21 protein-coding genes are annotated in these 21,081 nt (G+C 70.5%); 9 read left to right on the top strand and 12 right to left on the bottom strand.

What is annotated here, in order from left to right; translation table 11 throughout:
* Positions 1–37 precede the first annotated feature (37 nt).
* From ACWD2L_RS17885 to ACWD2L_RS17860, 6 genes are read left to right on the top strand one after another with little or no spacing between them, the layout of a single operon-like run.
* A complete protein-coding gene (locus tag ACWD2L_RS17885; protein WP_351334233.1) occupies positions 38–1,711 on the top strand; it encodes an ABC transporter substrate-binding protein in 1,674 nt (557 codons plus the stop codon).
* Entirely contained in the window at positions 1,708–2,658 is a 951-nt protein-coding gene (locus tag ACWD2L_RS17880; RefSeq protein WP_351334231.1) for an ABC transporter permease, read from the top strand. Before ACWD2L_RS17885 ends, ACWD2L_RS17880 begins: the two co-directional genes overlap by 4 nt.
* The gene (locus ACWD2L_RS17875; protein WP_351334229.1) at positions 2,655–3,527 is read left to right on the top strand and encodes an ABC transporter permease; all 873 of its coding nucleotides are present in this window, start codon (positions 2,655–2,657) and stop codon (positions 3,525–3,527) included. Before ACWD2L_RS17880 ends, ACWD2L_RS17875 begins: the two co-directional genes overlap by 4 nt.
* Positions 3,528–3,550: 23 nt before the next feature.
* Positions 3,551–4,843, top strand: a complete 1,293-nt coding sequence (locus tag ACWD2L_RS17870) for an ABC transporter ATP-binding protein (protein WP_351334226.1) — start codon at positions 3,551–3,553, stop codon at positions 4,841–4,843.
* Positions 4,827–5,663, top strand: coding sequence for an ABC transporter ATP-binding protein (locus ACWD2L_RS17865; protein WP_351334223.1), 837 nt, complete (start codon positions 4,827–4,829; stop codon positions 5,661–5,663). Before ACWD2L_RS17870 ends, ACWD2L_RS17865 begins: the two co-directional genes overlap by 17 nt.
* 17 nt (positions 5,664–5,680) lie before the next feature.
* Complete coding sequence (locus tag ACWD2L_RS17860) at positions 5,681–6,121, top strand: DUF3237 domain-containing protein (protein ID WP_351334220.1); 441 nt, start codon at positions 5,681–5,683, stop codon at positions 6,119–6,121.
* Positions 6,122–6,168: 47 nt separating this feature from the next.
* Here the strand turns inward: ACWD2L_RS17860 and ACWD2L_RS17855 are convergent, their stop codons facing one another.
* Positions 6,169–7,149 carry a helix-turn-helix transcriptional regulator gene (locus ACWD2L_RS17855; protein ID WP_351334217.1) on the bottom strand — a complete coding sequence of 327 codons (981 nt, stop codon included), beginning with the start codon at positions 7,147–7,149 and terminating at the stop codon, positions 6,169–6,171.
* Positions 7,150–7,246: 97 nt separating this feature from the next.
* On the opposite strand from ACWD2L_RS17855, the gene ACWD2L_RS17850 reads away from it, so the two are divergent.
* Positions 7,247–7,645 carry a VOC family protein gene (locus ACWD2L_RS17850; RefSeq protein ID WP_351334216.1) on the top strand — a complete coding sequence of 133 codons (399 nt, stop codon included), beginning with the start codon at positions 7,247–7,249 and terminating at the stop codon, positions 7,643–7,645.
* Between the two features lie 171 nt (positions 7,646–7,816).
* On the opposite strand, the gene ACWD2L_RS17845 is transcribed toward ACWD2L_RS17850, so the two are convergent.
* The 9 genes from ACWD2L_RS17845 to ACWD2L_RS17805 all read right to left on the bottom strand — a co-directional run bounded on the left by ACWD2L_RS17845 (position 7,817) and on the right by ACWD2L_RS17805 (position 18,186).
* A complete protein-coding gene (locus ACWD2L_RS17845; RefSeq protein WP_351334213.1) occupies positions 7,817–9,220 on the bottom strand; it encodes an MFS transporter in 1,404 nt (467 codons plus the stop codon).
* Positions 9,217–10,206 carry a hypothetical protein gene (locus ACWD2L_RS17840; protein ID WP_351334210.1) on the bottom strand — a complete coding sequence of 330 codons (990 nt, stop codon included), beginning with the start codon at positions 10,204–10,206 and terminating at the stop codon, positions 9,217–9,219. The genes ACWD2L_RS17845 and ACWD2L_RS17840 overlap by 4 nt, the downstream gene beginning before the upstream one ends.
* On the bottom strand, positions 10,193–10,522 hold the full coding sequence (locus ACWD2L_RS17835) for a hypothetical protein (RefSeq protein ID WP_351334208.1): 330 nt from the start codon (positions 10,520–10,522) through the stop codon (positions 10,193–10,195). The genes ACWD2L_RS17840 and ACWD2L_RS17835 overlap by 14 nt, the downstream gene beginning before the upstream one ends.
* Before the next feature lie 3 nt (positions 10,523–10,525).
* Positions 10,526–11,440 (bottom strand): TauD/TfdA family dioxygenase, encoded by a 915-nt coding sequence (locus ACWD2L_RS17830; protein ID WP_351334206.1) that lies wholly within the window; start codon positions 11,438–11,440, stop codon positions 10,526–10,528.
* 25 nt (positions 11,441–11,465) lie between these two features.
* Positions 11,466–13,025, bottom strand: coding sequence for an AMP-binding protein (locus tag ACWD2L_RS17825; RefSeq protein ID WP_351334203.1), 1,560 nt, complete (start codon positions 13,023–13,025; stop codon positions 11,466–11,468).
* Positions 13,022–13,684 (bottom strand): thermostable hemolysin, encoded by a 663-nt coding sequence (locus tag ACWD2L_RS17820; protein ID WP_351334200.1) that lies wholly within the window; start codon positions 13,682–13,684, stop codon positions 13,022–13,024. Before ACWD2L_RS17820 ends, ACWD2L_RS17825 begins: the two co-directional genes overlap by 4 nt.
* A gap of 189 nt (positions 13,685–13,873) precedes the next feature.
* On the bottom strand, positions 13,874–14,581 hold the full coding sequence (locus ACWD2L_RS17815; protein ID WP_351334198.1) for a TetR/AcrR family transcriptional regulator: 708 nt from the start codon (positions 14,579–14,581) through the stop codon (positions 13,874–13,876).
* A gap of 96 nt (positions 14,582–14,677) precedes the next feature.
* A complete protein-coding gene (locus ACWD2L_RS17810) occupies positions 14,678–16,006 on the bottom strand; it encodes a class I SAM-dependent RNA methyltransferase (RefSeq protein ID WP_451190094.1) in 1,329 nt (442 codons plus the stop codon).
* A 134-nt stretch (positions 16,007–16,140) separates the two neighbouring features.
* Positions 16,141–18,186 (bottom strand): APC family permease, encoded by a 2,046-nt coding sequence (locus ACWD2L_RS17805; protein ID WP_351338545.1) that lies wholly within the window; start codon positions 18,184–18,186, stop codon positions 16,141–16,143.
* Between the two features lie 270 nt (positions 18,187–18,456).
* Between ACWD2L_RS17805 and ACWD2L_RS17800 the strand changes: the two genes are divergently transcribed.
* Both ACWD2L_RS17800 and ACWD2L_RS17795 read left to right on the top strand, forming a co-directional pair.
* On the top strand, positions 18,457–19,128 hold the full coding sequence (locus ACWD2L_RS17800) for a potassium channel family protein (protein WP_351338548.1): 672 nt from the start codon (positions 18,457–18,459) through the stop codon (positions 19,126–19,128).
* Complete coding sequence (locus ACWD2L_RS17795) at positions 19,128–19,799, top strand: potassium channel family protein (RefSeq protein ID WP_266715002.1); 672 nt, start codon at positions 19,128–19,130, stop codon at positions 19,797–19,799. Before ACWD2L_RS17800 ends, ACWD2L_RS17795 begins: the two co-directional genes overlap by 1 nt.
* A gap of 68 nt (positions 19,800–19,867) precedes the next feature.
* Here the strand turns inward: ACWD2L_RS17795 and ACWD2L_RS17790 are convergent, their stop codons facing one another.
* A complete protein-coding gene (locus ACWD2L_RS17790) occupies positions 19,868–20,641 on the bottom strand; it encodes a DUF3159 domain-containing protein (RefSeq protein WP_351338551.1) in 774 nt (257 codons plus the stop codon).
* A gap of 3 nt (positions 20,642–20,644) precedes the next feature.
* Positions 20,645–21,058 (bottom strand): OB-fold nucleic acid binding domain-containing protein, encoded by a 414-nt coding sequence (locus tag ACWD2L_RS17785; RefSeq protein ID WP_351338553.1) that lies wholly within the window; start codon positions 21,056–21,058, stop codon positions 20,645–20,647.
* Positions 21,059–21,081: the final 23 nt, after the last annotated feature.

Genomic DNA, 21,081 nt, shown 5'->3' with positions numbered 1-21,081 from the left:
ACCGCCTCAGCACTCCATCCTCCTCAGGAGCACCCTCATGCACGCTCCCCGACTCACCGTCATCTCTCTCGCGGCGCTGGCCACCACGCTCGCCCTGACCTCCTGTTCCTCCTCCGGAACTACCACGACGACCGACGCGATCAAGCTCACGGCCACCACCCCCACCGCGCGCGGCACCCTCGACCACGTCACGTGGAACCTGCCGATGGGCGAGCCGAGCACGCTGGACCCGGCGAAGGTCGGCGACTACTCGCCCAGCACCGTCGCGTCCAACGTCTGCGACCCGCTGATCCGCCTGAAGGCCGACTACTCGACGGCCCCCGGCCTCGCCACCTCATGGAACCGGCCCGACCCGAAGACCCTCGTCCTGAACCTGCGGCGCGGCGTCCGCTTCTGGGACGGCAGCCTGATGACCGCCACCGACGTCGTCGCGAGCCTGGAGCGGCAGCGCGTCCCGGCAACGCAGAGCGTCAACGCCCCCGTGCTCGCCAACGTCACCACTATCAAGGCCACTTCGGGACACCAGGTCACCGTGCGCTTCCGCACGCCCGACTCGCTGTTCCTGAAGTACCTCGTCAACGGGTTCGGCGCCGTCAACAAGGCCTCGTACCTGAAGAAGGCGGGCCCCGCGTACGGCACGGCGCGCGGTGGCCTGATGTGCACCGGGCCGTTCAAGTTGAACAGTTGGCGGTCCGGCGATTCCATCACCCTCGTGCGTAACCCCGCGTACTGGGACGCGTCCCTGCGCCCCAAGGTCAAGAAGCTCACCTTCCGGTTCATCACCGACAACGGGACGCTCACCAGTGCCCTCATGTCCGGTCAGATAGACGGCAGTTACGAGCTCGCGTCGACCTCCGCGAAGGCGCTGCGCGGCTCGAAGGAAGGGAGCGTGCACTACGGCCCCTCCGCGCAGACCGTGTTCCTCGGGGCCACCTCCCCCACCTCGCCGCTCGCCGACCGCCGTATCGCCGACGCGCTCTCACTCGTCCTCGACCGCGACGCCCTCATCAAGAACGTCTTCGACGGCGCGGCCCAGCGCCAGAAGACTTTTATCCCCTCCCTGGTCTGGAAGAACAGCCCGGCCAAGGACGTGTACGCCAAGGGGTACGCCGCGCTGCCCGCCTCCCCCGAACCGAATGCCGCGAAGGCGAAGACGCTCGTCGCGGAGGCCGCCCCGAAGCGGCGGACGCTCACGGTCGCCATGGCCGCCGGCGACCAACAGTCCTTGCAGACCCTGACATTCCTCCAGGCCTCCGCCAAGCGGATCGGCCTCAAGATCGTCATCCGGCAGTTGCAGCCGACCCAGATGTCCGGCCTGTTCTCCAACCCGGCGCTGCGCAAGGGGCTCGACGCCACGATGACCCTCGGATACGTGGACATCCCCGACCCGCTCGCGTACGCGGACATGCTCACCGACCCGAAGTCCCCGATGAACTGGGTCAACTACCGCAACAGCGAGGTGACTTCACATGTTCGGGCCGCCAAGGGCACGGACGACCCGAAGACCTCCGCACGCGAGTTCACCAAGGCGCAGGCGCTGTACGCGCAGGACTACCCGATCGTGCCCATCGCCTGCCCGTACGAGCGGATGTTCCTGAACAAGCGGATCAGCGGCACCCCCGCCTCCTTCGCCTACATCAACATGCCGTGGGCTGCGTACATCGGCGGCACCGGCGAGAGCGCCGGCTCCGGGTCGGAGTCCTCATCATGATCTGGCGGTTCATGGCCCGGCGCGCCGCGATGCTCGCCATGACGGCCCTCATCGCGAGCGTCGCCGTGTACGGGGCGCTGTTCGTCTCGCCGGGCGACCCCGCGACGCTCCTCGTCGGCGGCGGCAAGCCGCCCAGCGCCCGCCTGCTCGCCGAGATCCACCACCAGTACCACCTCGACGACCCGTTCCTCCAGGGCTACTGGCGTTGGCTCACCGCGCTCCTGCACGGCGATCTCGGACAGTCCCTCAGCTACCGTGACTCCGTCTCGCACCTGGTCGGCGACCGGCTCGGCAACACCCTGTTCCTCGTCGCCTTCGCCGCCGTCCTGATCATCGTGGCGGGTGTAGCCCTCGGCACGCTCGCGGCGCTGCGCGGCGGCTGGGGCGAGACGGTGGTGACCGTCGTGACGACGACACTGATGGCAGTGCCGACGTTTGTGATGTCGGTGCTGCTGATCTGGTGGCTTTCGGTGCGCTGGGGCCTCTTCCCCGCGTACGGGAGCGGGTCGGGGTTCGCCGGGCGGCTCGAGCACCTGACGCTGCCCGCGCTCGCGCTCGCCGCGACCTGGCTCGCGTACGTCGCCCAGGTGACGCGCTCCGCGGTGCGCGCCGAACTCGCCTCGGAGCATGTACTGACCGCGCGCGGCCGTGGCCTGCCGGAACGGCTCGTGGTGCGCAAGCACGTGCTGCGCAACGCGTCGGCGCCCATCTTCTCCGTCTCCGGGGTGGCCGTGGCGGGGCTGATCGCGGGCTGCGCGATCGTCGAGCAGGCCTTCGGGATCAACGGCATCGGGGCACTGCTCGTGCAGAGCGCCGCGAAACAGGACCTGGCGGTGGTGCAGGCTCTCGCGCTGATCAGTGTCGTGCTGTTCGTCGGCGTGAACACCGTGGTGGACGTCGTCTCCGCGCTCCTCGACCGGCGTACGCCACTGGAGGCCACCGCATGACGACCCATCAACTCATCGTAAGCACCCGCCTGTCGGGGCACGCACGCTCACTGGTCCGCGGCAACGGCTTGCTGATCGCCGCGGCCACCGTCGTCGCGCTCGTCGCCCTCGCCGCCGTGTGCGCACCGCTCATCGCGCCGTACGATCCGGAGGCCGTCGACCCGATGGCCGTCTACCAAGGCAGCACGAGCGCCCACTGGTTCGGCACCGACGACACCGGACGCGACATCTTCTCGCGTGTCCTGTACGGGGCGCGGCTCAGCCTGCTCGCACCCGCCGTGGTCACGCTCGTCGCGAGCGTCGTCGGCACGGCGATCGCCATCTCGGCGGCGTGGCTGGGTGGTTGGTACGACCGTGTCGTCTCGACGGCCCTGAACGTCGTGTTCGGCTTCCCGGGCCTGATCCTCGCCGTGGTCGGCGCGGCCGTCTTCGGCGCGGGCCTCCAGGTGGCGGTCGTGACACTGTCCGTCGCCTACCTCCCGTACGTCGCACGGACCGTACGCGGCGCCGCGCTGCGCGAGGTCCACCTGCCGTACGTGTCCGCGCTGCGCATGCTCGGCGTGCCGGGCCGGCGGATCTGTCTGCGCCACCTGACGCCCGCGCTGCTGCCGCTGATCCTGGTGCAGGTGACGGTGTCGTTCGGCTACACGCTGCTCGACGTGGCGGCGTTCTCGTTCATCGGCCTGGGCGCACAGCCGCCGACCGCCGAGTGGGGGCTGATGGTCGCGCAGGGCGCGTCGGGCGTCCTGGCGGGGCGGGCCGAACAGTCGCTGTACGCGGGCCTGGTGATCGTCGTGTTCGTGATCTCCTGCACGCTGCTCGGCAACGGCCTGTCACGGCGGCTGCTGGGAGAGGAGGGCGGCCGATGACGACCAGGCAAGGGGGAACCCCGATGACCGCTGGGAGAGGACGAGGTCCGGCGGGAGCCGCGGGCGACGACCGGACGGGCGCCGAAAGCGACGACCCGACGGGCGCCGAGAGCGACAGCCCGACGGGCGCCGAGAGCGAGGGGCCGACGGGCGCCGAGAGCGACAGCCCGACGGGCGCCGAGAGCGAGGGGCCGACGGGCACCGTGAGCGACGACCCGGCGACCGCCGAAAGCGACAGCCCAACAAGCACCGAGAGCGACGCACCGACGGGCACCGTGAGCGGCGGGCCAACGGGCGCCGAAAGCGACGGGCCGACGGGCGCCGAGAGCGGTGGGCCGGCGACCGCGCTCCTCGACATCCGCGGTCTGCGGGTCACCCTCCCCGTGGGCGGCGTCGACCGCCCGGTCATCCACCGGGTCGACCTCTCCGTACCGGCCGGCTCGGCGCTCGGCCTCGTCGGGGAGTCCGGTTCCGGCAAGTCGCTCACCGCGCGCTCCGTGCTCCGACTGCTGCCACCGGGCGCCCGCGTCGAGGGCGATGTGCTCGTCGACGGCGTGTCCGTACCGGCGATGGGCGCGGGCGAACTGCGGGCGCTGCGGGCCAAGGACGTCGCGATGATCCACCAGGACCCGCGCGCCCACATCAACCCGGTCCGCACGGTCGGCGACTTCCTCACCGAGGGCCTGATCGCCCACGGCACCCGGCCGCGCGAGGCCACCGCAACGGTGACCGGGCTGCTGCGGGACGTCGGGATCCCCGACGCGGAGCGCCGGCTGCGGCAGCGTCCGCCGGAGCTGTCCGGGGGGCTGCTCCAGCGGGTGATGATCGCGGCGGCGCTCGCCGGCGGCCCCCGGCTGCTGGTGGCGGACGAGCCGACCACGGCGCTCGACGTCACGACGCAGTCCGAGGTGATGGCGATCATCGACGAGGCCCGCGCCGCCCGCGGTCTCGCCCTGCTGTTCATCACGCACGACCTGGCGCTCGCGGCCGCCGTGTGCGACCGGATCGCCGTGATGTACGCGGGCTCCGTGGTGGAGGAGCTTCCCGGCGACCGGTTGCACACGTCGTCCCGCCATCCGTACACCCGGGCGCTGCTCGCCTCCCGCCCCGCGCCGGGCGCGGACGCGCGGGAGCTGCGGGCCGTGCCCGGCCGCCCGTTGTCCGCGTTCGAGGCCGGGCCGGGGTGCGCGTTCGCGCCGCGCTGCCCCGCGGCCCGCGACCTGTGCCGCGCGCAGAGCCCACAGCCGCGCCCCGTCGGCGACGGTCTCGCCGCCTGCCACTACCCCGTGGAGCCCGCCGATGCCCTCGACGCCTGAACCGGCCCGCCCTCAAGGGCCCTACGTGCTGGAAGTCAGCGGTCTGCGCAAGGAGTTCGGCGAGCTCGTCGCCGTCGAGGACGTCGACCTGACGCTGGCGCCGGGCGGCTCGCTGGCTGTCGTGGGCGAGTCGGGGTCCGGCAAGACGACCACCGCCCGGATGGTCGCCGGTCTGGAACGCCCGACGGCCGGGACCGTCCGCCTCGCCGGACGCGAACGCCACGGCCCACCCCGCCGGACGGCCCAGCGGCGCCGGGCCGCCCGCGAGATCCAGATGGTCTTCCAGGACCCATATGCCTCCCTGGACCGCCGCCAACGCGTTCGCGACTGCCTCGCCGAGGTTCTCGCGCTCCACACGGACCTGCGCGGTTCGGCCCTGGACCGACGCGTGGCGGGGCTCCTGGAACAGGTGGGCCTCGACGACCGACAGGCCGCCTCCCGGCCCCACGCCCTGTCCGGCGGCCAACGCCAACGCGTGGCAATCGCAAGGGCGTTGGCGGTAGCGCCCCAAATCCTCGTCCTCGACGAGGCGGTCGCCGCGCTCGACGTCTCCGTGCAGGCACAGATCCTCACGCTGCTCCGCGAGATCCGCCAACGGACCTCGGTGGCCTACCTGTTCATCACCCACGACCTGGGCATCGTCCAGCACGTATGCGACGACATCGCCGTCATGCACCGGGGCCGCATCGTCGAACGCGGCCCCACCCGCACGGTACTGGCCGAGCCCACGGCGACGTACACCCGCACGCTGCTCGACTCGGTCCCGCGCCCGGGCTGGCGCCCGAGCCGCAGCCGCGCGACCTCAACACCGCTCCACTGACGAGAGGTTCACACCCCATGACCACCGCTCCATCCCCCACCACCCCCCGCCTCTCCTACGCCTTCGAGATCCGCGCCGAGGTCACCGAACCCCTGCACATCGGCCACGGCGCCGGCGAACGCACGGACTTCACCCCGATCACCGGCGGCACCGTACGCGGCCCACGCCTGAGCGGCACGGTGCTGTCCGGCGGCGGCGACTGGTCGAACACCCGCGGCGGCGTCTGCGAGCTGGAGGCCCGCTACCTGCTGCGGGCCGACGACGGTGCCGTCATCGACATCGTCAACCGCGGCTACTACGTGGAGGATTCCGGCTACTTCCGCACGGCGCCGACGTTCCGCACCGACACCCCCGCCCACCTCTGGCTCACCCGCACGGTCTTCGTCGGCCTCGCACGCGACGAAGGCAACCCAGAGGACGGGGTCACCATCGCCATCCGCTGCTACAGCGTGGACTGAGCACCGGGCCCGGCGCCGACACCTTCGCTCACGCCGAGGGAGTGACGTCAGGTTCGACGGGCGTACGAGCCGAGCCGCTCGGCGAACTCGCCTACGAGGTCGCTGAGTTCGGCGGGCCGCTCGACGACGAACGGCCGGTCGAGCGAGGCCAGCACGGGTGGCAGCCAGTCGAGCCGCTGCGCCCGCAGCTCGACGCGCCGCCAACACTCTTCGACCTCCGTCTCATCCAACACCGCGACACTCGCGGGGAGTCGACCCCGGATCTGCTCAACGGTTCCGTGAATCCGCAGGGTCACCTCGTACCGGTACGGGGCCGTGGCAAGCCCGGTCAGCACGCGCTGCGCCGGTTCGGGCCCGTCGCCCTCCTCGGGCGCCTCGAAGGTACCCGGCAGCGACCGCGCGTCCACGATCCGGTCGAGCCGAAGAGTCCGGTCCTCACCGAGCCCGGCATCCCGCCCGGTGACGTACCACCGCCCCACGTGGGCGACGATCCCGTACGGATGGAGCGTGCGCTCGCTGCGCCGCCCCTCCCCGTCGACGTACCGGATCGAGACCGGCCGACGGTGGCGCACCGCGTCGGCGACGGTGAGCAGCACCCCGGCGTCCGGGGCGGGGGCCTGCTCGCCGGGCCGGTCCGTGAAGGAGAGCGAGTCCAGGAGCGTGTCGAGCCGCCGGGCGAGCGGCTTGGGCAGCACCCGCCGGATCTTCGCCGCGGCCGTCTCGCTCGCCGTGCTCCCCGCCGCCGTCAGCCCCGCCCGCCGACCGGCGATCAGGCCGAGCAGCACGGCCAGCGCCTCGTCGTCGCCCAGCATCAGCGGGGGCAGCCGGTGACCGGGACCGATCCGGTACCCGCCGTAGCGGCCGCGCACCGACTCCACGGGCACGTCGAGGTCGACGAGGTGGTCGACGTACCGCCGCACGGTACGCCCGTCGACGCCGAGCCGGTCGGCGAGTTCGGCGACGGTCCGGGTGCCGCCCGACTGCAACAACTCGAGGAGGGTGAGCACGCGCCCTGCGGGTCGGGACATGCTCGAACACTAACGCGGATACCGGACCGATTCTGTCCCCTATTTCCCCTAGCCTGCGAAGCACTCGACCCCGCCCAGACTCAGGGAGCCCCACCCCATGGACTTCGTATCGATCCGCATCATCACGGCCGACGTCGCACGCCTCGTCGAGTTCTACGAGCGGGCCACGGGCGTGCAGGCGACGTGGGCGACCGAGGACTTCGCCGAACTCCGCACACCGGCCGCCACACTCGCGATCGCCAGTACCCGCACGGTCCCGCTGTTCGCCCCGGACTCGGCCCGCCCGGCGGCCAACCACAGCGTGATCACCGAGTTCCTCGTCGCCGACGTGGACCGCACCCACAAGGACCTGACCGGCTACGTCACGGACTTCGTCACCGAGCCCACCACCATGCCCTGGGGCAACCGCTCCCTCCTCTTCCGCGACCCCGACGGCAACCTGGTCAACTTCTTCACGCCGGTCACGGCGGAGGCGGTCGAGAAGTTCGGGCGGTGACGTCGGTACCGGCCGCGACAGCCGTCGAAGCGCTCAGCCAGGGATGCGGCGCCTTCGCCCCGGTCGGCGCGGGAGGAGCCGTCGTGGTCGGGGTCATCGTGTTCCGTTCTGTTCGCGGCCGACCGGGGCAGGGGCGTCCGAGCGCCCCTGCCCCAGCTGTTGCCGCAGCTGTCACCCGGTGGTGGCGCGCCGGCGGGGCGCCGTGACCGCCGGGGCGAGGACGGTCACGAGGACCACTGCGGCGAGGACCCAGAACGCCCGGTTCTGCTGGCCGTGATGGGAGGTGGTGGCCAGCGTCGCGGTCAGGGCCGCGATGCCGTTCACGCCGGCCGCCGAACCGAGGTTGCGCAGCATCGTCGCGGCCGAGGTGGCCACGCCCAACTGCTCGGGCGGCGACTGGTCCTGGATGAGGGCGAGCGTCGTGGCCGTGACGGCTCCGGTGCCGAGCCCCGCGGTCACGCCGGCCAGCCAGGCGAGTTCGCCTGTGGCGCTGAGCACGGCGCTGATCAGCAGGGCGACCGCGCCCGCCAACAGCAAGGGCCGATAGCCGTGTTTGGCCACTGTCGCGCCGGTGACGGCGCTTCCGGCGACCCAGCCGAGTGCGGCCAGGCCGACGACCACGGCGATCCGAGTGGTCGAGGTGCCGGAGGCGGCGAGCCGTACGGGCAGCACGGTGACCGTCGCGTACATCACGACGCACGCGCCGACGGTGGCCAGGGCCGCGCCCGCCGAGGGGGTCCGGGCGAGGATCCGGCGCGGTACGAGGCCGCCGCCGAAGCGGCGCACCAGGACCAGCGCCACGATGCCCGCGAGTGCGGCGAGGGCGCCGCCGATCGTACCGAGGCCGAGTTCGCCGCCCTGCAATCCGACCAGGACGAGCGCCGAACCGCCGGTGACCAGCAGGTACTCCCCCGCCGGGAAGCCGGAGCCCGGTGCCCGTGCCGGTGCCCGTGCCCCCGAGGTGGCCTGCCGCTTGGGCAGGGCGAACAGGACGGCCAGGACGACGAAGGCGCACAGGGGCACGTTCAGGAAGAACACCCAGCGCCAGCCCCAGACCTCGGTGACGGCCGCGCCGACGACGGGGCCGAGGACGGCGGCCACGCCCCAGACCGTGCTCAGCATCGACTGGGCCTTGGCGCGCCGCTCGGCTCCGAAGACCCGGCCCACGATCACGTAACTGGAGACGACGATCGCGCCGGCGGCCAGGCCGTGCAGCACGCGGGCGGCGACCAGCACGCCGAACGAACCCGCGACCCCGGCGAGCACGGAGGCGCCGAGGAAGACCAGCGTCGAGCCGACGGCGAGGATTCGATCGTCGAGCCGGTCGGCGACCCACCCCGCCAGCGGGGTGCCCGCCACCTGCGCCAGCATGAACCCGGATACCAGCCAGGCGTATCCGCCGCCCGAGCCGCCGCCGACGTCGGACAGGACGCTGGGCAGCACGGTGCCCATGACGGTGGCGTCCATCGCGGCCAGGAGCAGGGCGAGCACAGCCGCGGCGACCGCGACCCTGCCCCCGGCCACAGCCGGACGGGCAGGTGCGACGGTGCCCGAACCGACGGCCGCGGACGTCACGACGCGCTCCCCAATGTGCTCAGCGCCTTCGTCGGCGCCGCGACGGCCGCGGCGTGCACGCGGCCGACACCGGAGAACTCCGTGATGAGTCCCGCCAGTTCGTCGTCGAGGATCTCGTCGACGCTGTGGAGCGTGCCGTCGTCGGCGAAGACCTTCCGCCCGAACGCCTTCGTCATCTCCAACTGCACGGCGGCCGCCGGGTTGCCGGTGACGAAGTCGACGTCGAGGAGCTGCCGGGTGCGGGCTTCGAAGGTCGCGGCGAGGGTGCGGTTCAGTTCCTCGATCTGGTCGAGGAGTGCCCGTACGCGCTGCTGCTGCTCGGCGGTGAGCGCCGGGTGGATCAGCTTCATCGCCACGTGGTCGATCTTCACGTGCCGGGCCTCGTCGAGGCCGTGCGTGTGCAGGAGGCGGGTGAAGAAGCGGGTCCGGTCGGGGTCGAGCGCGTCGGTGCGGTGCTCGAACACGGTGATCACGGACTCCCCGACGTAGGCCGAGCAGCACAGCGCGACCAGCTTGACGTAGGGGTGGTCGTCGGTGCGGAAGACGTCGAGGCGCTCGTCGAAGAGGGCCTTTTCCACGCGGGGTTCGGCGCCGGACAGGGCACGCACGTACCGGTAGAAGGTGTTGGCGTGCTGGATCTCCTCGGCGGCGAAGCAGGAGAGGGCGTGGTGGAGTTCGTGCCCGAGGTTGATGGGGTCGCGCAGGTCGTGCAGCTCTCCCATCACCATGGCCATGACAGTACTGACGTGGCGTTCGATCTCGGCGAGCTGCGCCAGCTCCTTGGTGAGGTAGGCGACGGCCTCGGTCTCGTGACCGGTCTCCCCGTACGCGACGACGGAGGCGAACTCGCGCTCGGCCCGCGTGCCGGCCTCGCTCCAGTCGAAGGCGCCCGGGTGGAAGGTGTTGATGTGCGCGAGCCGGGTCACCGAGGCCAGCTCGGTGCGGACGGCCTCCGCGATGCCGTCGAACTGGTCAGACCTGGTCATTCTCGAACTCCTTGTAGCCGTCCTGCAGCCCGATGGAGATGTCCCGCAGCCGCACCCAGCCCTGGGCGACGAACTCGCTGTCCCGCAGCTTCTCGATGAAGTAGTAGTAGGTCTTGATGTCGTCGGTCTCGACGAACAGGAAGTCGGAGTAGTCCGTGGCGAACGCCTCGGCGTCGAAGTGCCGGACGGACATCCGGTCCGCGAAGGGCCCGACGATCTCCTTCTGGAAGACCTCTTCCTTCTCACCCCGCTGCTCGCGGCTCAGACGCAGCCAGGAGGTGTCGAACTCGTAGCGGATGACGATGCCGTACTTCATGGGTCAGCTCCTGGCGTAGCTCTGGGCGTTGAGGATGGTGCGCTCGGGGTCGGTGATCGCCCGGCGGCCGTGCATGACACGGGTGTTGTCGATGAGGACGATGTCGCCGTCCTCCCACTGGATCTCCTCGGTGACCTTCTCGGAGACCTCGGTGTACTCGGCGATCACGTCGTCGGGTATCGGCGAGCCGTCGGCGAAGCGGATCTCGGGCGCCTCGTAGTTGAACGAGGGGCCGAGGATGCTGTTGGCCCACGCGGTGCGCGCGGACGTACGGGTCGGATGGGCGGCGCCCACGCGGTACTCGTAGGTCAGCGAGCCGTCGGCGGCCTCGGTGAAGACGGCGTCGGCGCCCTGGTTGGACACGGCGCGGAGGTGGTCGACGGTCATGTCGTCCGGGTCGGCGTCGGGGCCGGTGAGGTGGGCGGCGAGCCGCTGCCACATGGTCCGCGGGACATTGCTGCGGGCGTACGTCACCGGGTTGCCGGCGAAGACCTTCCTGGCCCGCTCGGACAGCGCGTCCCAGACCCGGAAGCCGTCGCAGACGGTCGTCTCGGAGCCGGACGCGGCGGCCTTGACGCAGTGGAACCAGAGCAGGTCGGGGGCGAAGGGCGTGGCCCCGTTCTCCAGGTGCAGGCCGATCGGGTCGTGTCCGGAGTCGACCTTCTGCGCGGCGTTGCCGTGGAAGGCGCGGGCCGGGTCGAGGGTGGTGCGGGAGCTGTAGCGGCGCACCAGTTCGTTGAACTCCTCGACGCCCGGGGCGAATCCGCGGATGAGGAGGTGGCCGGTGTCGGCGAGCAGGCCGTCGAGGCCCGCCTGGTACAGCTCGGTGAAGTCGGCGTCGATGCCGGTGGGCGTGATCATCATGCCGTCGCCGTCGCCGATGCTGGTCAGGCGCAGCGTGTTCTGGGCAACTGTCATGGCTGGGTCCCCGTTCGTGTGCAGGTCAGATGTTGTGGTCGTCCCGGTGGCCGTACTCGCTCGTGACCGCGATCAGGTCGTCGAAGAGCTTCTGGCGTCGCGGCCGGCCGGTGACGGTGAAGTACGTGCGGCGGAAGTCGCTGCTGTCGGCCACCACGAAGAAGCGCTCGGGCCGGTCGGTCTCCGCCAGGTGCCGTTCGGCGTACGCGCGTGCCTGCCGCCGCACCTCCTCGACCAGGCCGGCGTCGAAGGCCTCGCCGGTGATCAGCAGGGCCGAGAGGTGCTCAAGGCCCTCGCCGAACACCACGGCGTCCACCACCGAGGGGCAGCTGCGCAGGCTGCCCTCGACCCACTCGGGCGAGACGTTGCGGCCGTGACTGGTGATGATCACGTTCTTCAGCCGGCCGAGGATGCGGATGAAGCCGTCCTCGTCGATCTCGCCGCGGTCCCCGGTGTGCAGCCAGCCGTCCTCGTCGACGGGGCGGCTGGTCGGGTCCTCGACGGTGTATCCGGCGAACAGCGACGTCGACCTCACCAGCAGCTCCCCGTCCTCGGAGAGCCGGACCTCGCAGTGCGGCAGCGGCCTGCCGACCGTTCCGGGTCGCCAGTGCTCGGGGGTGTTCCACGAGACGACCGAACTGTTCTCGGACAGCCCGTACCCCTCGTGCACCCGCAACCCGGCCGCGTCCAGGCGCAGTTGAGCCGCTACGTCGACGGGCGCGCCGCCCGCCATCAGGAACGGCCGCACACCCTCGCCGAGCACGGGGCCCGCCTCGGCGCCCCGCACCGCCTTGTCGAGGGCGCTCACCGCGGCCGGCGGCAGCACGGCGGCGGTCGGCCGCGCGGCGCGCATCCAGGTGACCACGTCGTCGGCACGTGATCCCGCCGTGCCGAGCAGCGCGGTGTCCTCGGGCAGCAGGATCATCCGGCCGCCGTTGATGATCGGCAGGTAGACCGCGGTGACCTGCTCGATGAGCAGGCTGAACGGCACCAGAGAGAGATAGCGGGCGTACACCCCGTCGGGCGAGACGGAGTCGAGGGAGACGAGCAACGCCTCGAGCGCCTTCGACCGGATCTTCACGCCCTTGGGCGCACCGGTCGTCCCCGAGGTGTGGATGACCTTGATGATCCGCTCGTCCGGTGGCAGCCGGAGGTCCTCCGGCTGGGCCACCCGGTTCCCGGCGCCGCTGTCCGCCGCGATCGGCAGCACGGTGACGGCGCCGTCCAGGCCCCATTCGGCGAGCTTGCTGACCCCGGCCTCGTCGGCGAGGCAGAGCCGCACCTCTTTCAGCAGCGAGGCGGCCTGCTCGCCGGAGAACGCCAGCGGCACCGGCACCTCGACATACCCGCCGAGCAGCAGCGCGAGATCGGCGGCGACCCATTCCGGGCCGTTGCCCGCGACGACGCCGATCGTGGCGCCGGCGTCGGCGCCGAGATCGGCGAGCAGCCGCCGGATCTGCCCGCTCCAGCCCGCGAGATCCCCGTACGTGAAGAGGTCGGCGACCGAGCCGTCGGCGGCGAGCCTCTCGACGAGGACGTGGTCACGCCGCTCGGGTGCGTACAGACCGTCGTGGATCTTCCTCATCGGGCACCCGCCCCCTGCACGGCGAGCGGTGCCTCCTGCGCCCAGGTCACGGCGAGGTGATAGCCGGACTCGGCCTCACGGTTGATGCCGGCGTCGAACGCCCGCAGGTCGATGAACCCGGCCACGGGCTTCGTGTCGTAGTACGAGCCCCAGTTGCCCTGCTGCTCCGGTGGCAGCGCGTCCTCGCGGGCCTCAGCGAGGCCGGTGAACCGCAGTCCGATCCGCGCCAGGGTGCGGGCGAGCGGCTGGGTGACGGTGCACAGCAGGTAGGAGGCGCCGTTGCACCAGCACAGTGCGGGCACCATGCCGATGAGCTTCAGGCCCGCGCCGGGCTCGCTGGAGGCCAGCGGTCCGACCTCGACAAGACCGGCCGGCTCGCATGCGGTGCGCGTGTACTGGGATATGGCGCTGCCGACCTCGTCTCCCAGGTAGTTCTCGATGAGGAGGCTGCGTTCCCCTCCGTACGTCAGTCCCGCACAGGCCAGCGGGACGACATCCGATCCGCTGCCCGCCCCCTCGCCCTCGTCCGAGCACAGGGCGATGAAGCTGTCCGGTGACGGTGCGATCCGTGCGTCGTAGTCCCGTGCGTAGCGCTCCCGGGCCAGATCGACACACGCGTGCCACAGAGCACTTCCGCGGCGAGCGATGTTGATGCGCATTGCCCCTCCGTTCCGCATCACGGCCCGACCGATCGGCCGGGCGCTCCATCAACTTATGACGAGTCGTCGATTTTTGACAACTGGTTCAAGGTCGATGTCGATGAACGGAGTGTGAATGCCGAAATGCGGAACGAGGCAACCCGCTTCCCCCGCGGGGCGCGTTGCCTACTCAGAGCGACTATCAGAGGTCTACTGTGCGGCGATCGCGTCGACGATGCCTGCCACCTCGCGCGACAGCCGCGCCACGTCGTCGGCGGCGAGACGCTCCCAACCCAGGCCGCCGACCATGGAGGTCATCACCTTCAGGCGGGCGTCGCGATCCTCGTCGCCGGCCCACAGGAAGCGCCGCGAGAGCAGGTGCATGGCCGCGTAGCCCAGGATGTAGGCGCGCAGGGCGTCCACCGCGACGGCCGCTTCCACATCGGCGTTCTCGAAGGAGCCCTCGGCGACGGAGCGCTCCACGGCGTACCCCACCACCTGCGACATCTGCGCCTCGACCAGGTCACGCCGCTTGAGCCGCTGCTCGGAGGCAACCTTGCAGACGGCGTCGGTGCGCGCCGTGATGCTGCACTCGAACAGCACCGGAGCCACCTCGGCGTGCCGCAGATAGGCGAGCGCCATGCCGTACACGGAGCGCACCCCGTCCCAGGGCAGATCGGCGATCGCCTGGAAGTAGCGCAGCTGGCGGCGCGCACTCTCCGCGGAGAGCTCGATGAGCAGGTCTTCCCTGCAGGTGAAGTGGTTGTAGACGGTGCCCTTGGAGTAGCCGGCCTCGTCGGCCAGCTTCCCCAGCGTCAGATTGTGGAAGCCGTCGCGACACACCATGTCGAGCGCGACATCCACCAGCTTCCGGTCACGCTCCGCAACTTCCTGCGCCTTACGTTGAGTCGTTCGCATGGACGCATTATGCGTGACCAATCGTCAAAGTTCGACAGTTGGTCAATGCAGGGTCAAGATTCTTTGGCCAGATACTGAAGCTCGACGCGCGGCAGGTCAGGCGTCCTTCTTGACCGGCTCCAGGATCGCCACGCACTCCACGTGGTGCGTCATCGGGAACAGGTCGAACGCCCGCAGCGACCGCACCTTGTACCCGCCCTCCTTGAAGTACCCGAGGTCCCGCGCGAGGGCAGCCGGGTCGCAGGCGACGTATGCGATGCGGCGGGCGCCGAGCGTCGTGAGGTGGGTGACCGTCTTCTTGCCCGCGCCCGCGCGCGGCGGGTCCAGGACGACGAGGTCGACCTCGGAGATGCCGGTGCGCGGCAGGACCGCCTCGACCTTGCCCTGCTCGATGCGGACGCGGTCGAAGGCCTCCAGGTTGTGCCGGGCGTCCTCGACCGCGCGCTTGCCGGACTCGATGCCGAGGACAGCGCCCTTGTCGCCGACCCGGTCCGCGAGCGCGCCCGCGAAGAGGCCGACGCCGCAGTACAGGTCGAGCGCCATGTCGCCCTTGCGCGGCAGCAGGCCCTGCATCACGGCGCGCATCAGCGTGTCCGCGGCCTGCGGGTGCACCTGCCAGAAGCCGCCGCTGCCGACACGGTAGGTGCGGTTGTCGGCACGCTCACGCACGAACGCGCGGCCGTGGACGCGGTGGACGCCACCGTCGTGCTCCTCGACCCGCATCACGGAGACGGGCTTGTCCAGCTCGACCAGCGGAAGGCGGGCGCCGGGCTTCGGCGCGAGGATCACCTGCCGGTCGTTCGAACCAGTGGCCGCGATCGCCTCGACCGACTCCATGCCGGACCAGTCCCGCTTCTCGATGCCCAGCTCGGACACGCCCTCGGCAGCGATCATGCAGTGCTCGATCGGCTCGACCTCGTGCGAGCGGTGGCGGCGCAGTCCCGCGTTGCCGTCGGCGTCGACCGCGTACTGGACGCGCGTACGCCACTGCGGGACCTCGCCCGGGGGAAGCTTGTCGCCCTCGGCCGGCATCACCGTGCCGTCCCAGCCGGCCTGCTCGGGCGTGAGACCCGCGAGCCGCTGCAACTGCTCGGCGACGACCTCACCCTTGAGACGCCGCTGGGCGCCGGGCTTGGCGTGCTGCCAGTCGCAGCCACCACAGCGGCCGGGGCCCGCGTACGGGCACGGCGCCTCGACGCGGTCCTTGGACGCCTCGATGACCTGCACGGCGTCGGCCCGCAGGAAACGCGCGCCCTCCTCGCCGTCGGTCACCCGCGCCACGACCCGCTCTCCGGGCAGCGTGTGCCGTACGAAAAGGACCTGACCCTCGGCCGTACGCGCGATGCAGTGACCGCCGTGCGCGACGGGGCCGACCTCGACCTCGTACTCCTCCCCCACCAGTGACTTCGTCGGTTCTGCCTGCATGGCGGGGCTCCAGTACGTAAGGGGGAAGATCTTTTGGCATCGCGGGCCACATATGAAAGCGGCCGGACAACAGCCCACCAGCTTACGTGGCTGTCGCCCGGCCGCTCACCAGGGCAGGTCCTCCTGTGGAGGGACTACTTCGAGCTGGGCTCCTTCGGGCGCTTCTCCACCGGACCGCGCCGCACGGCACCCGGCGCGTTCCACTCGGACCGCCTGCGGGCCCGCTTCTTGGCGGCCTCGGAGGACTCCAGCTGATACGGGACGGACGTCACCATGATGCCGGGCGTGAAGAGCAGCCGGCCCTTCAGCCGCAGCGCGCTCTGGTTGTGCAGCAGGTGCTCGTACCAGTGACCCACCACGTACTCCGGGATGATCACGCTCACGGCGTCGCGCGGGGACTCCTTACGGAGGTTCTTGACATACTCGATGATCGGCCGGGTGATTTCCCGGTACGGCGAGTCAAGAACCTTGAGCGGCACGTCGATACCTCGACGCTCCCACTCCTCTCTCAACGTCTTCGTCTCGGCTGGATCAACATTGACGCTCAACGCCTCAAGGGTGTCCGTACGCATCAACTTCGCGTACGCGAGCGCACGCAGCGTCGGGCGGTGGATCTTCGAGACGAGGACGAGGGAGTGCACGCGCGAGGGGCGCACGCTGTCGTCCGTCGGGGTCTCCGGGGCGGCGATCTCCTCGGCGACCCGGTCGTAGTGCTTGCGGATCACGGTCATCGTCACGAAGAAGATGCACATGCCGAGCAGCGCGACCCAGGCACCGTGCGTGAACTTCGTCAGGAGGACGACCACGAGGACCAGGCCGGTCAGGAACGCGCCGAACGTGTTGATCGCGCGCGAGCGGACCATGCGGCGCCGCTTGGCGGGGTCCCGCTCCGTGGCCAGGTGCCGGTTCCAGTGCCGCACCATGCCGATCTGGCTGAGCGTGAACGACACGAACACGCCCACGATGTAGAGCTGGATCAGGCGCGTCGAGTCGGCCCCGTAGATGACGACCAGGAGGGCCGCCGCGCCGGCCAGGAGCACGATGCCGTTGGAGAACGCGAGGCGGTCGCCGCGGGTGTGCAGCTGGCGCGGCAGGTAGCGGTCCTGGGCGAGGATCGAGCCGAGCAGCGGGAAGCCGTTGTACGCGGTGTTGGCCGCGAGGAAGAGCACGAGGGCGGTGGCGGCCGCGAGGACCAGGAACATGAAGCTGCCGCCGCCGAAGACGGCCTCGGCGACCTGCGAGATCACCGGGTCCTGCACGAAGCCGGCACCGACCGCCGCACCGTTGTGGATCAGATCCTTCGCCGGGTTCTCGGCCATCCGCACATCGGTCACAAGGGCGAGCACGATGATTCCGCAGAACATGGTGACGGCGAGGCCGCCCATGAGCGCGAGCGTGCTCGCCGCGTTCTTCGACTTGGGCTTGCGGAACGCCGGTACGCCGTTGGAGATCGCCTCGACGCCGGTGAGCGCCGCACATCCTGAGGAGAAGGCACGCAGCAGCAGGAAGACCAGGGCGATGCCCGCGAGGCCCTGGTGCTCCGCCTTGATGTGGAAGTCGGCGGTGGGCGCGTGCATGGAGTCGCCGAGGACGAGCCCGCGGAACGCACCCCAGGCGATCATGATGAAGACGCCGGCCACGAAGACGTACGTGGGAATGGCGAAAAGCTTCCCCGACTCCTTCACACCGCGCAGGTTCATCAAGGTGAGCAGCACGATCACGACGACCGCGCACATCACCTTGTGCTCGACCACGAAGGGGATCGCGGAGCCGAGGTTCTCGATGCCGGAGGAGATCGACACGGCGACGGTCAGGACGTAGTCGACGAGCAGCGCGCTCGCGACGGTGAGCCCGGCCTTCGGACCGAGGTTGGTGTTGGCCACCTCGTAGTCGCCGCCACCGCTCGGATAGGCGTGGACGTTCTGGCGGTAGGAGGCGACGACCGTGAACATCAGCACGACGACCGCGAGCGCGATCCAGGGGCTGAAGTGGTACGCCGACACGCCCGCGATGGAGAGGACCAGCAGGACCTCGCCGGGCGCGTACGCCACGGAGGACAGCGGGTCGGAGGCGAAAACGGGGAGGGCGATGCGCTTCGGCAGGAGCGTTTCTCCGAGCCGGTCGCTGCGCAGAGCGCGCCCGATCAAGATCCGTTTGGGCACGTCGGTCAGTTTGGACACGGAGAGGATCGTAAGCGTTCGAACCGGGGGCCGCCCACCCACCACCCCCATTCAGCTTCGTGCTCTGTGCCACGCCTCCGACGATCTCCCCGCCGACGCGGAGGACGAGTTCTCTTACAGAGCCGATACGGTGGTCCCGAGCGCGAGCCGCAATGCTGCCCGCACCGTGCCCGAGATCAAGCCGCACCGGGCGGACCAAGCCGCGAGAGAGAGCCATGAGCAGGACGTTTACGCAGGTCAAAAGGCCTATGAGGAGTGCGGGGTAGGGCCGTGCATATCGTGATCATGGGCTGTGGCCGAGTAGGGTCCCAACTCGCCCAGACCCTGGAGCAGCAGGGCCACACGATCGCCGTGGTCGATCAGGACCCGACGGCGTTCCGTCGCCTGGGTTCGGGTTTCGGCGGCCGTCGCGTCACCGGAGTCGGTTTCGACCAGGACACCCTGCGCGAAGCGGGCATCGAGGAGGCCGGCGCCTTCGCCGCGGTCTCCAGTGGTGACAACTCGAACATCATCGCCGCGCGCGTGGCGCGCGAGATGTTCGGCATCGAGAACGTGGCGGCGCGCATCTACGACCCCCGCCGTGCGGAGGTCTACCAGCGCCTGGGCATTCCGACGGTCGCCACGGTCCGCTGGACCGCCGACCAGATGCTGCGGCGCCTCCTGCCGTCCGGCGCCGAGCCGCTGTGGCGCGATCCCACCGGCGGCGTCCAGCTCGCCGAGGTGCACACGTCGGAGTCCTGGATCGGCCAGAAGATCAGCCGCCTCCAGGAGGAGACGGGCGTGCGCGTCGCGTTCCTGACCCGGCTCGGCGAGGCAATACTGCCGACGTCGCAGACGGTGCTCCAGGAGGGCGACCTCGTGCACGTGATGATGCGCACGGACGACGTCGAGAAGGTCGAGGCGGCGTTCGCCGAGGGCCCTGATGAGGAAGGCGGTCACTGATGAGGGTCGCCATTGCCGGAGCCGGGGCGGTCGGCCGTTCGATCGCGGGCGAGCTCCTTGAGAACGGTCACGAGGTGCTCCTCGTCGACAAGGCGCCGACGGCCATCTCGGTCGAGCGCGTGCCGCAGGCGGAGTGGCTGCTCGCCGACGCCTGCGAGATCACGTCCCTGGACGAGGCGGCGCTGCAGCGCTGCAACGTGGTCATCGCGGCCACCGGCGACGACAAGGTCAACCTGGTCGTCTCGCTGCTCGCGAAGACCGAGTACGGGGTCCCGCGGGTCGTCGCCCGCGTCAACAACCCCAAGAACGAGTGGCTGTTCAACGAGTCGTGGGGCGTGGACGTGGCCGTCTCGACGCCGCGGCTCATGTCGGCGCTCGTCGAAGAGGCGGTCAGCGTGGGCGATCTCGTCCGCCTGCTCCGCTTCAGCCACGGCGACGCGAACCTGGTGGAGCTGACCCTCCCGGAGGAGTCCGCCCTGGCCGGTACGCGGGTCGGCGACGTCCAGTGGCCGCAGGACACGTCCCTGGTGACGATCATCCGCGGCACCCGCGTCCTGGCCCCCAGCGCGGAGGACTCCCTCGAGGCGGGCGACGAGCTGCTGTTCGTCGCGGCGCAGGCGCGCGAGGAGCAGCTGGAGGACCTGCTGTCGGTGCGGCGCGAGGACGCGTAGCACCAACGTGGAAGCCCCCGGCGAGTCCTGCTCGCCGGGGGCTTTCAGGTTTTCGGGCTCTGTGGCCCTCAGGCCTCGCGGCGGTGCCGCGCGCGCCCCGACGCGTCCACGGTCCCGGCCTCCCGCTCCTTGGCGGCAGCCTCCTCCGCCTCCATCTCCGCGAACACGTCGATGGGCGCGGGCGCCTTCGCGAGGAACACCCACGTGAGCCACACGGCCAGCAGGAACGGCGGGATCTTCAACGCGACGAGCACCCAGCCGAATTGGGTCGTGTCCCCCCACAGGTACAGCGGGAACAGGATCGCGCACTTGGCCAGGAGAATGAGCCCCCAGGCCCAACTCGCCTTCGCGTACGCCTTCTTGCGGCCTGGGTTGCGGGTCCGCCAGGACAGGTTCTCCTTGAACACCGGCCCGAGGATCAGGCCGATCAGGGGCACCCCGCACAGCGTCGTGACGATGTACGCGAGCGCGAGCCCCAACGTGTAGAGCATGCCCGGCAGATAGAAGTCCTTGGCGTTGCCCGTCATCATCGCGAAGACGACACCGAAGGCGACACCGAAGACGCCACTGAAGGCGTGCTTGACGGTGTCCTTCATGACGAGGCGCACGGCGACGAGGACCAGGGACACCGCGACGGCCGCGATGGCCGACATGTGCAGGTCCTTGTTGACCGTGAAGATGCTCACGAAGAGCAGGCCCGGCAGGACGGTCTCCACCATGCCCCGCACGCCGCCGAAGGCCTCGAAGAGCGCGGCCTCCGTCACGGCCTTGTCCGTCACGTCGTCGTCCGTCACGTCCTGGCCTGTGTGTTCGCGGTCGGTCGGCTTGTCGAGGGACGTCACCGGCTACTCCCGTCCGAGCGGTCTGAGTTCGTACTTCGGATTGAACAGCACCCTACGGCCCCGACTCATCGAGATCCGTCCCGAAGCTATGAGCTTGCGCCCCGGCTCGATCCCGACGATCGAGCGCCTGCCGAGCCACACCACGTCCACGGCGGCCGAGCCGTCGAACAACTCCGCCTCCAGCGCGGGAACTCCAGCGCGTGGCCGCAGGGTTACCGTGCGCAACGTACCAGTTACGGTGACCATTTGCCGGTCCGCACAGTCGCCGATGCGCGTGCAGCCGGTGGTCTCCGAGTCCTCGCGCAGCTCCTCCGACTCCAGGTCCTCCTGGGAGCTGGACAGCCTGTCGAGCATGCGACGGAACCGGCCCGCCGGTTTCTCGGACGACGCCCTGTCGGAACGCGGAACAGCACTCATACTCGAAGCGTACCTGGGCCCTG

The organism is Streptomyces sp. NPDC002754 (genome assembly GCF_053592315.1).
Note: the sequence above shows the minus strand (reverse complement) of the source record. Positions and strands in the feature narration are given on the sequence as shown.

Coding starts and splice junctions, on each gene's coding strand:
- ACWD2L_RS17885 (WP_351334233.1), top strand. CDS start 38: ATGCACGCTCCCCGACTCACCGTCATCTCTCTCGCGGCGCTGGCCACC.
- ACWD2L_RS17880 (WP_351334231.1), top strand. CDS start 1,708: ATGATCTGGCGGTTCATGGCCCGGCGCGCCGCGATGCTCGCCATGACG.
- ACWD2L_RS17875 (WP_351334229.1), top strand. CDS start 2,655: ATGACGACCCATCAACTCATCGTAAGCACCCGCCTGTCGGGGCACGCA.
- ACWD2L_RS17870 (WP_351334226.1), top strand. CDS start 3,551: ATGACCGCTGGGAGAGGACGAGGTCCGGCGGGAGCCGCGGGCGACGAC.
- ACWD2L_RS17865 (WP_351334223.1), top strand. CDS start 4,827: ATGCCCTCGACGCCTGAACCGGCCCGCCCTCAAGGGCCCTACGTGCTG.
- ACWD2L_RS17860 (WP_351334220.1), top strand. CDS start 5,681: ATGACCACCGCTCCATCCCCCACCACCCCCCGCCTCTCCTACGCCTTC.
- ACWD2L_RS17855 (WP_351334217.1), bottom strand. CDS start 7,149: ATGTCCCGACCCGCAGGGCGCGTGCTCACCCTCCTCGAGTTGTTGCAG.
- ACWD2L_RS17850 (WP_351334216.1), top strand. CDS start 7,247: ATGGACTTCGTATCGATCCGCATCATCACGGCCGACGTCGCACGCCTC.
- ACWD2L_RS17840 (WP_351334210.1), bottom strand. CDS start 10,206: ATGACCAGGTCTGACCAGTTCGACGGCATCGCGGAGGCCGTCCGCACC.
- ACWD2L_RS17835 (WP_351334208.1), bottom strand. CDS start 10,522: ATGAAGTACGGCATCGTCATCCGCTACGAGTTCGACACCTCCTGGCTG.
- ACWD2L_RS17830 (WP_351334206.1), bottom strand. CDS start 11,440: ATGACAGTTGCCCAGAACACGCTGCGCCTGACCAGCATCGGCGACGGC.
- ACWD2L_RS17825 (WP_351334203.1), bottom strand. CDS start 13,025: ATGAGGAAGATCCACGACGGTCTGTACGCACCCGAGCGGCGTGACCAC.
- ACWD2L_RS17820 (WP_351334200.1), bottom strand. CDS start 13,684: ATGCGCATCAACATCGCTCGCCGCGGAAGTGCTCTGTGGCACGCGTGT.
- ACWD2L_RS17815 (WP_351334198.1), bottom strand. CDS start 14,581: ATGCGAACGACTCAACGTAAGGCGCAGGAAGTTGCGGAGCGTGACCGG.
- ACWD2L_RS17810 (WP_451190094.1), bottom strand. CDS start 16,006: ATGCAGGCAGAACCGACGAAGTCACTGGTGGGGGAGGAGTACGAGGTC.
- ACWD2L_RS17795 (WP_266715002.1), top strand. CDS start 19,128: ATGAGGGTCGCCATTGCCGGAGCCGGGGCGGTCGGCCGTTCGATCGCG.
- ACWD2L_RS17785 (WP_351338553.1), bottom strand. CDS start 21,058: ATGAGTGCTGTTCCGCGTTCCGACAGGGCGTCGTCCGAGAAACCGGCG.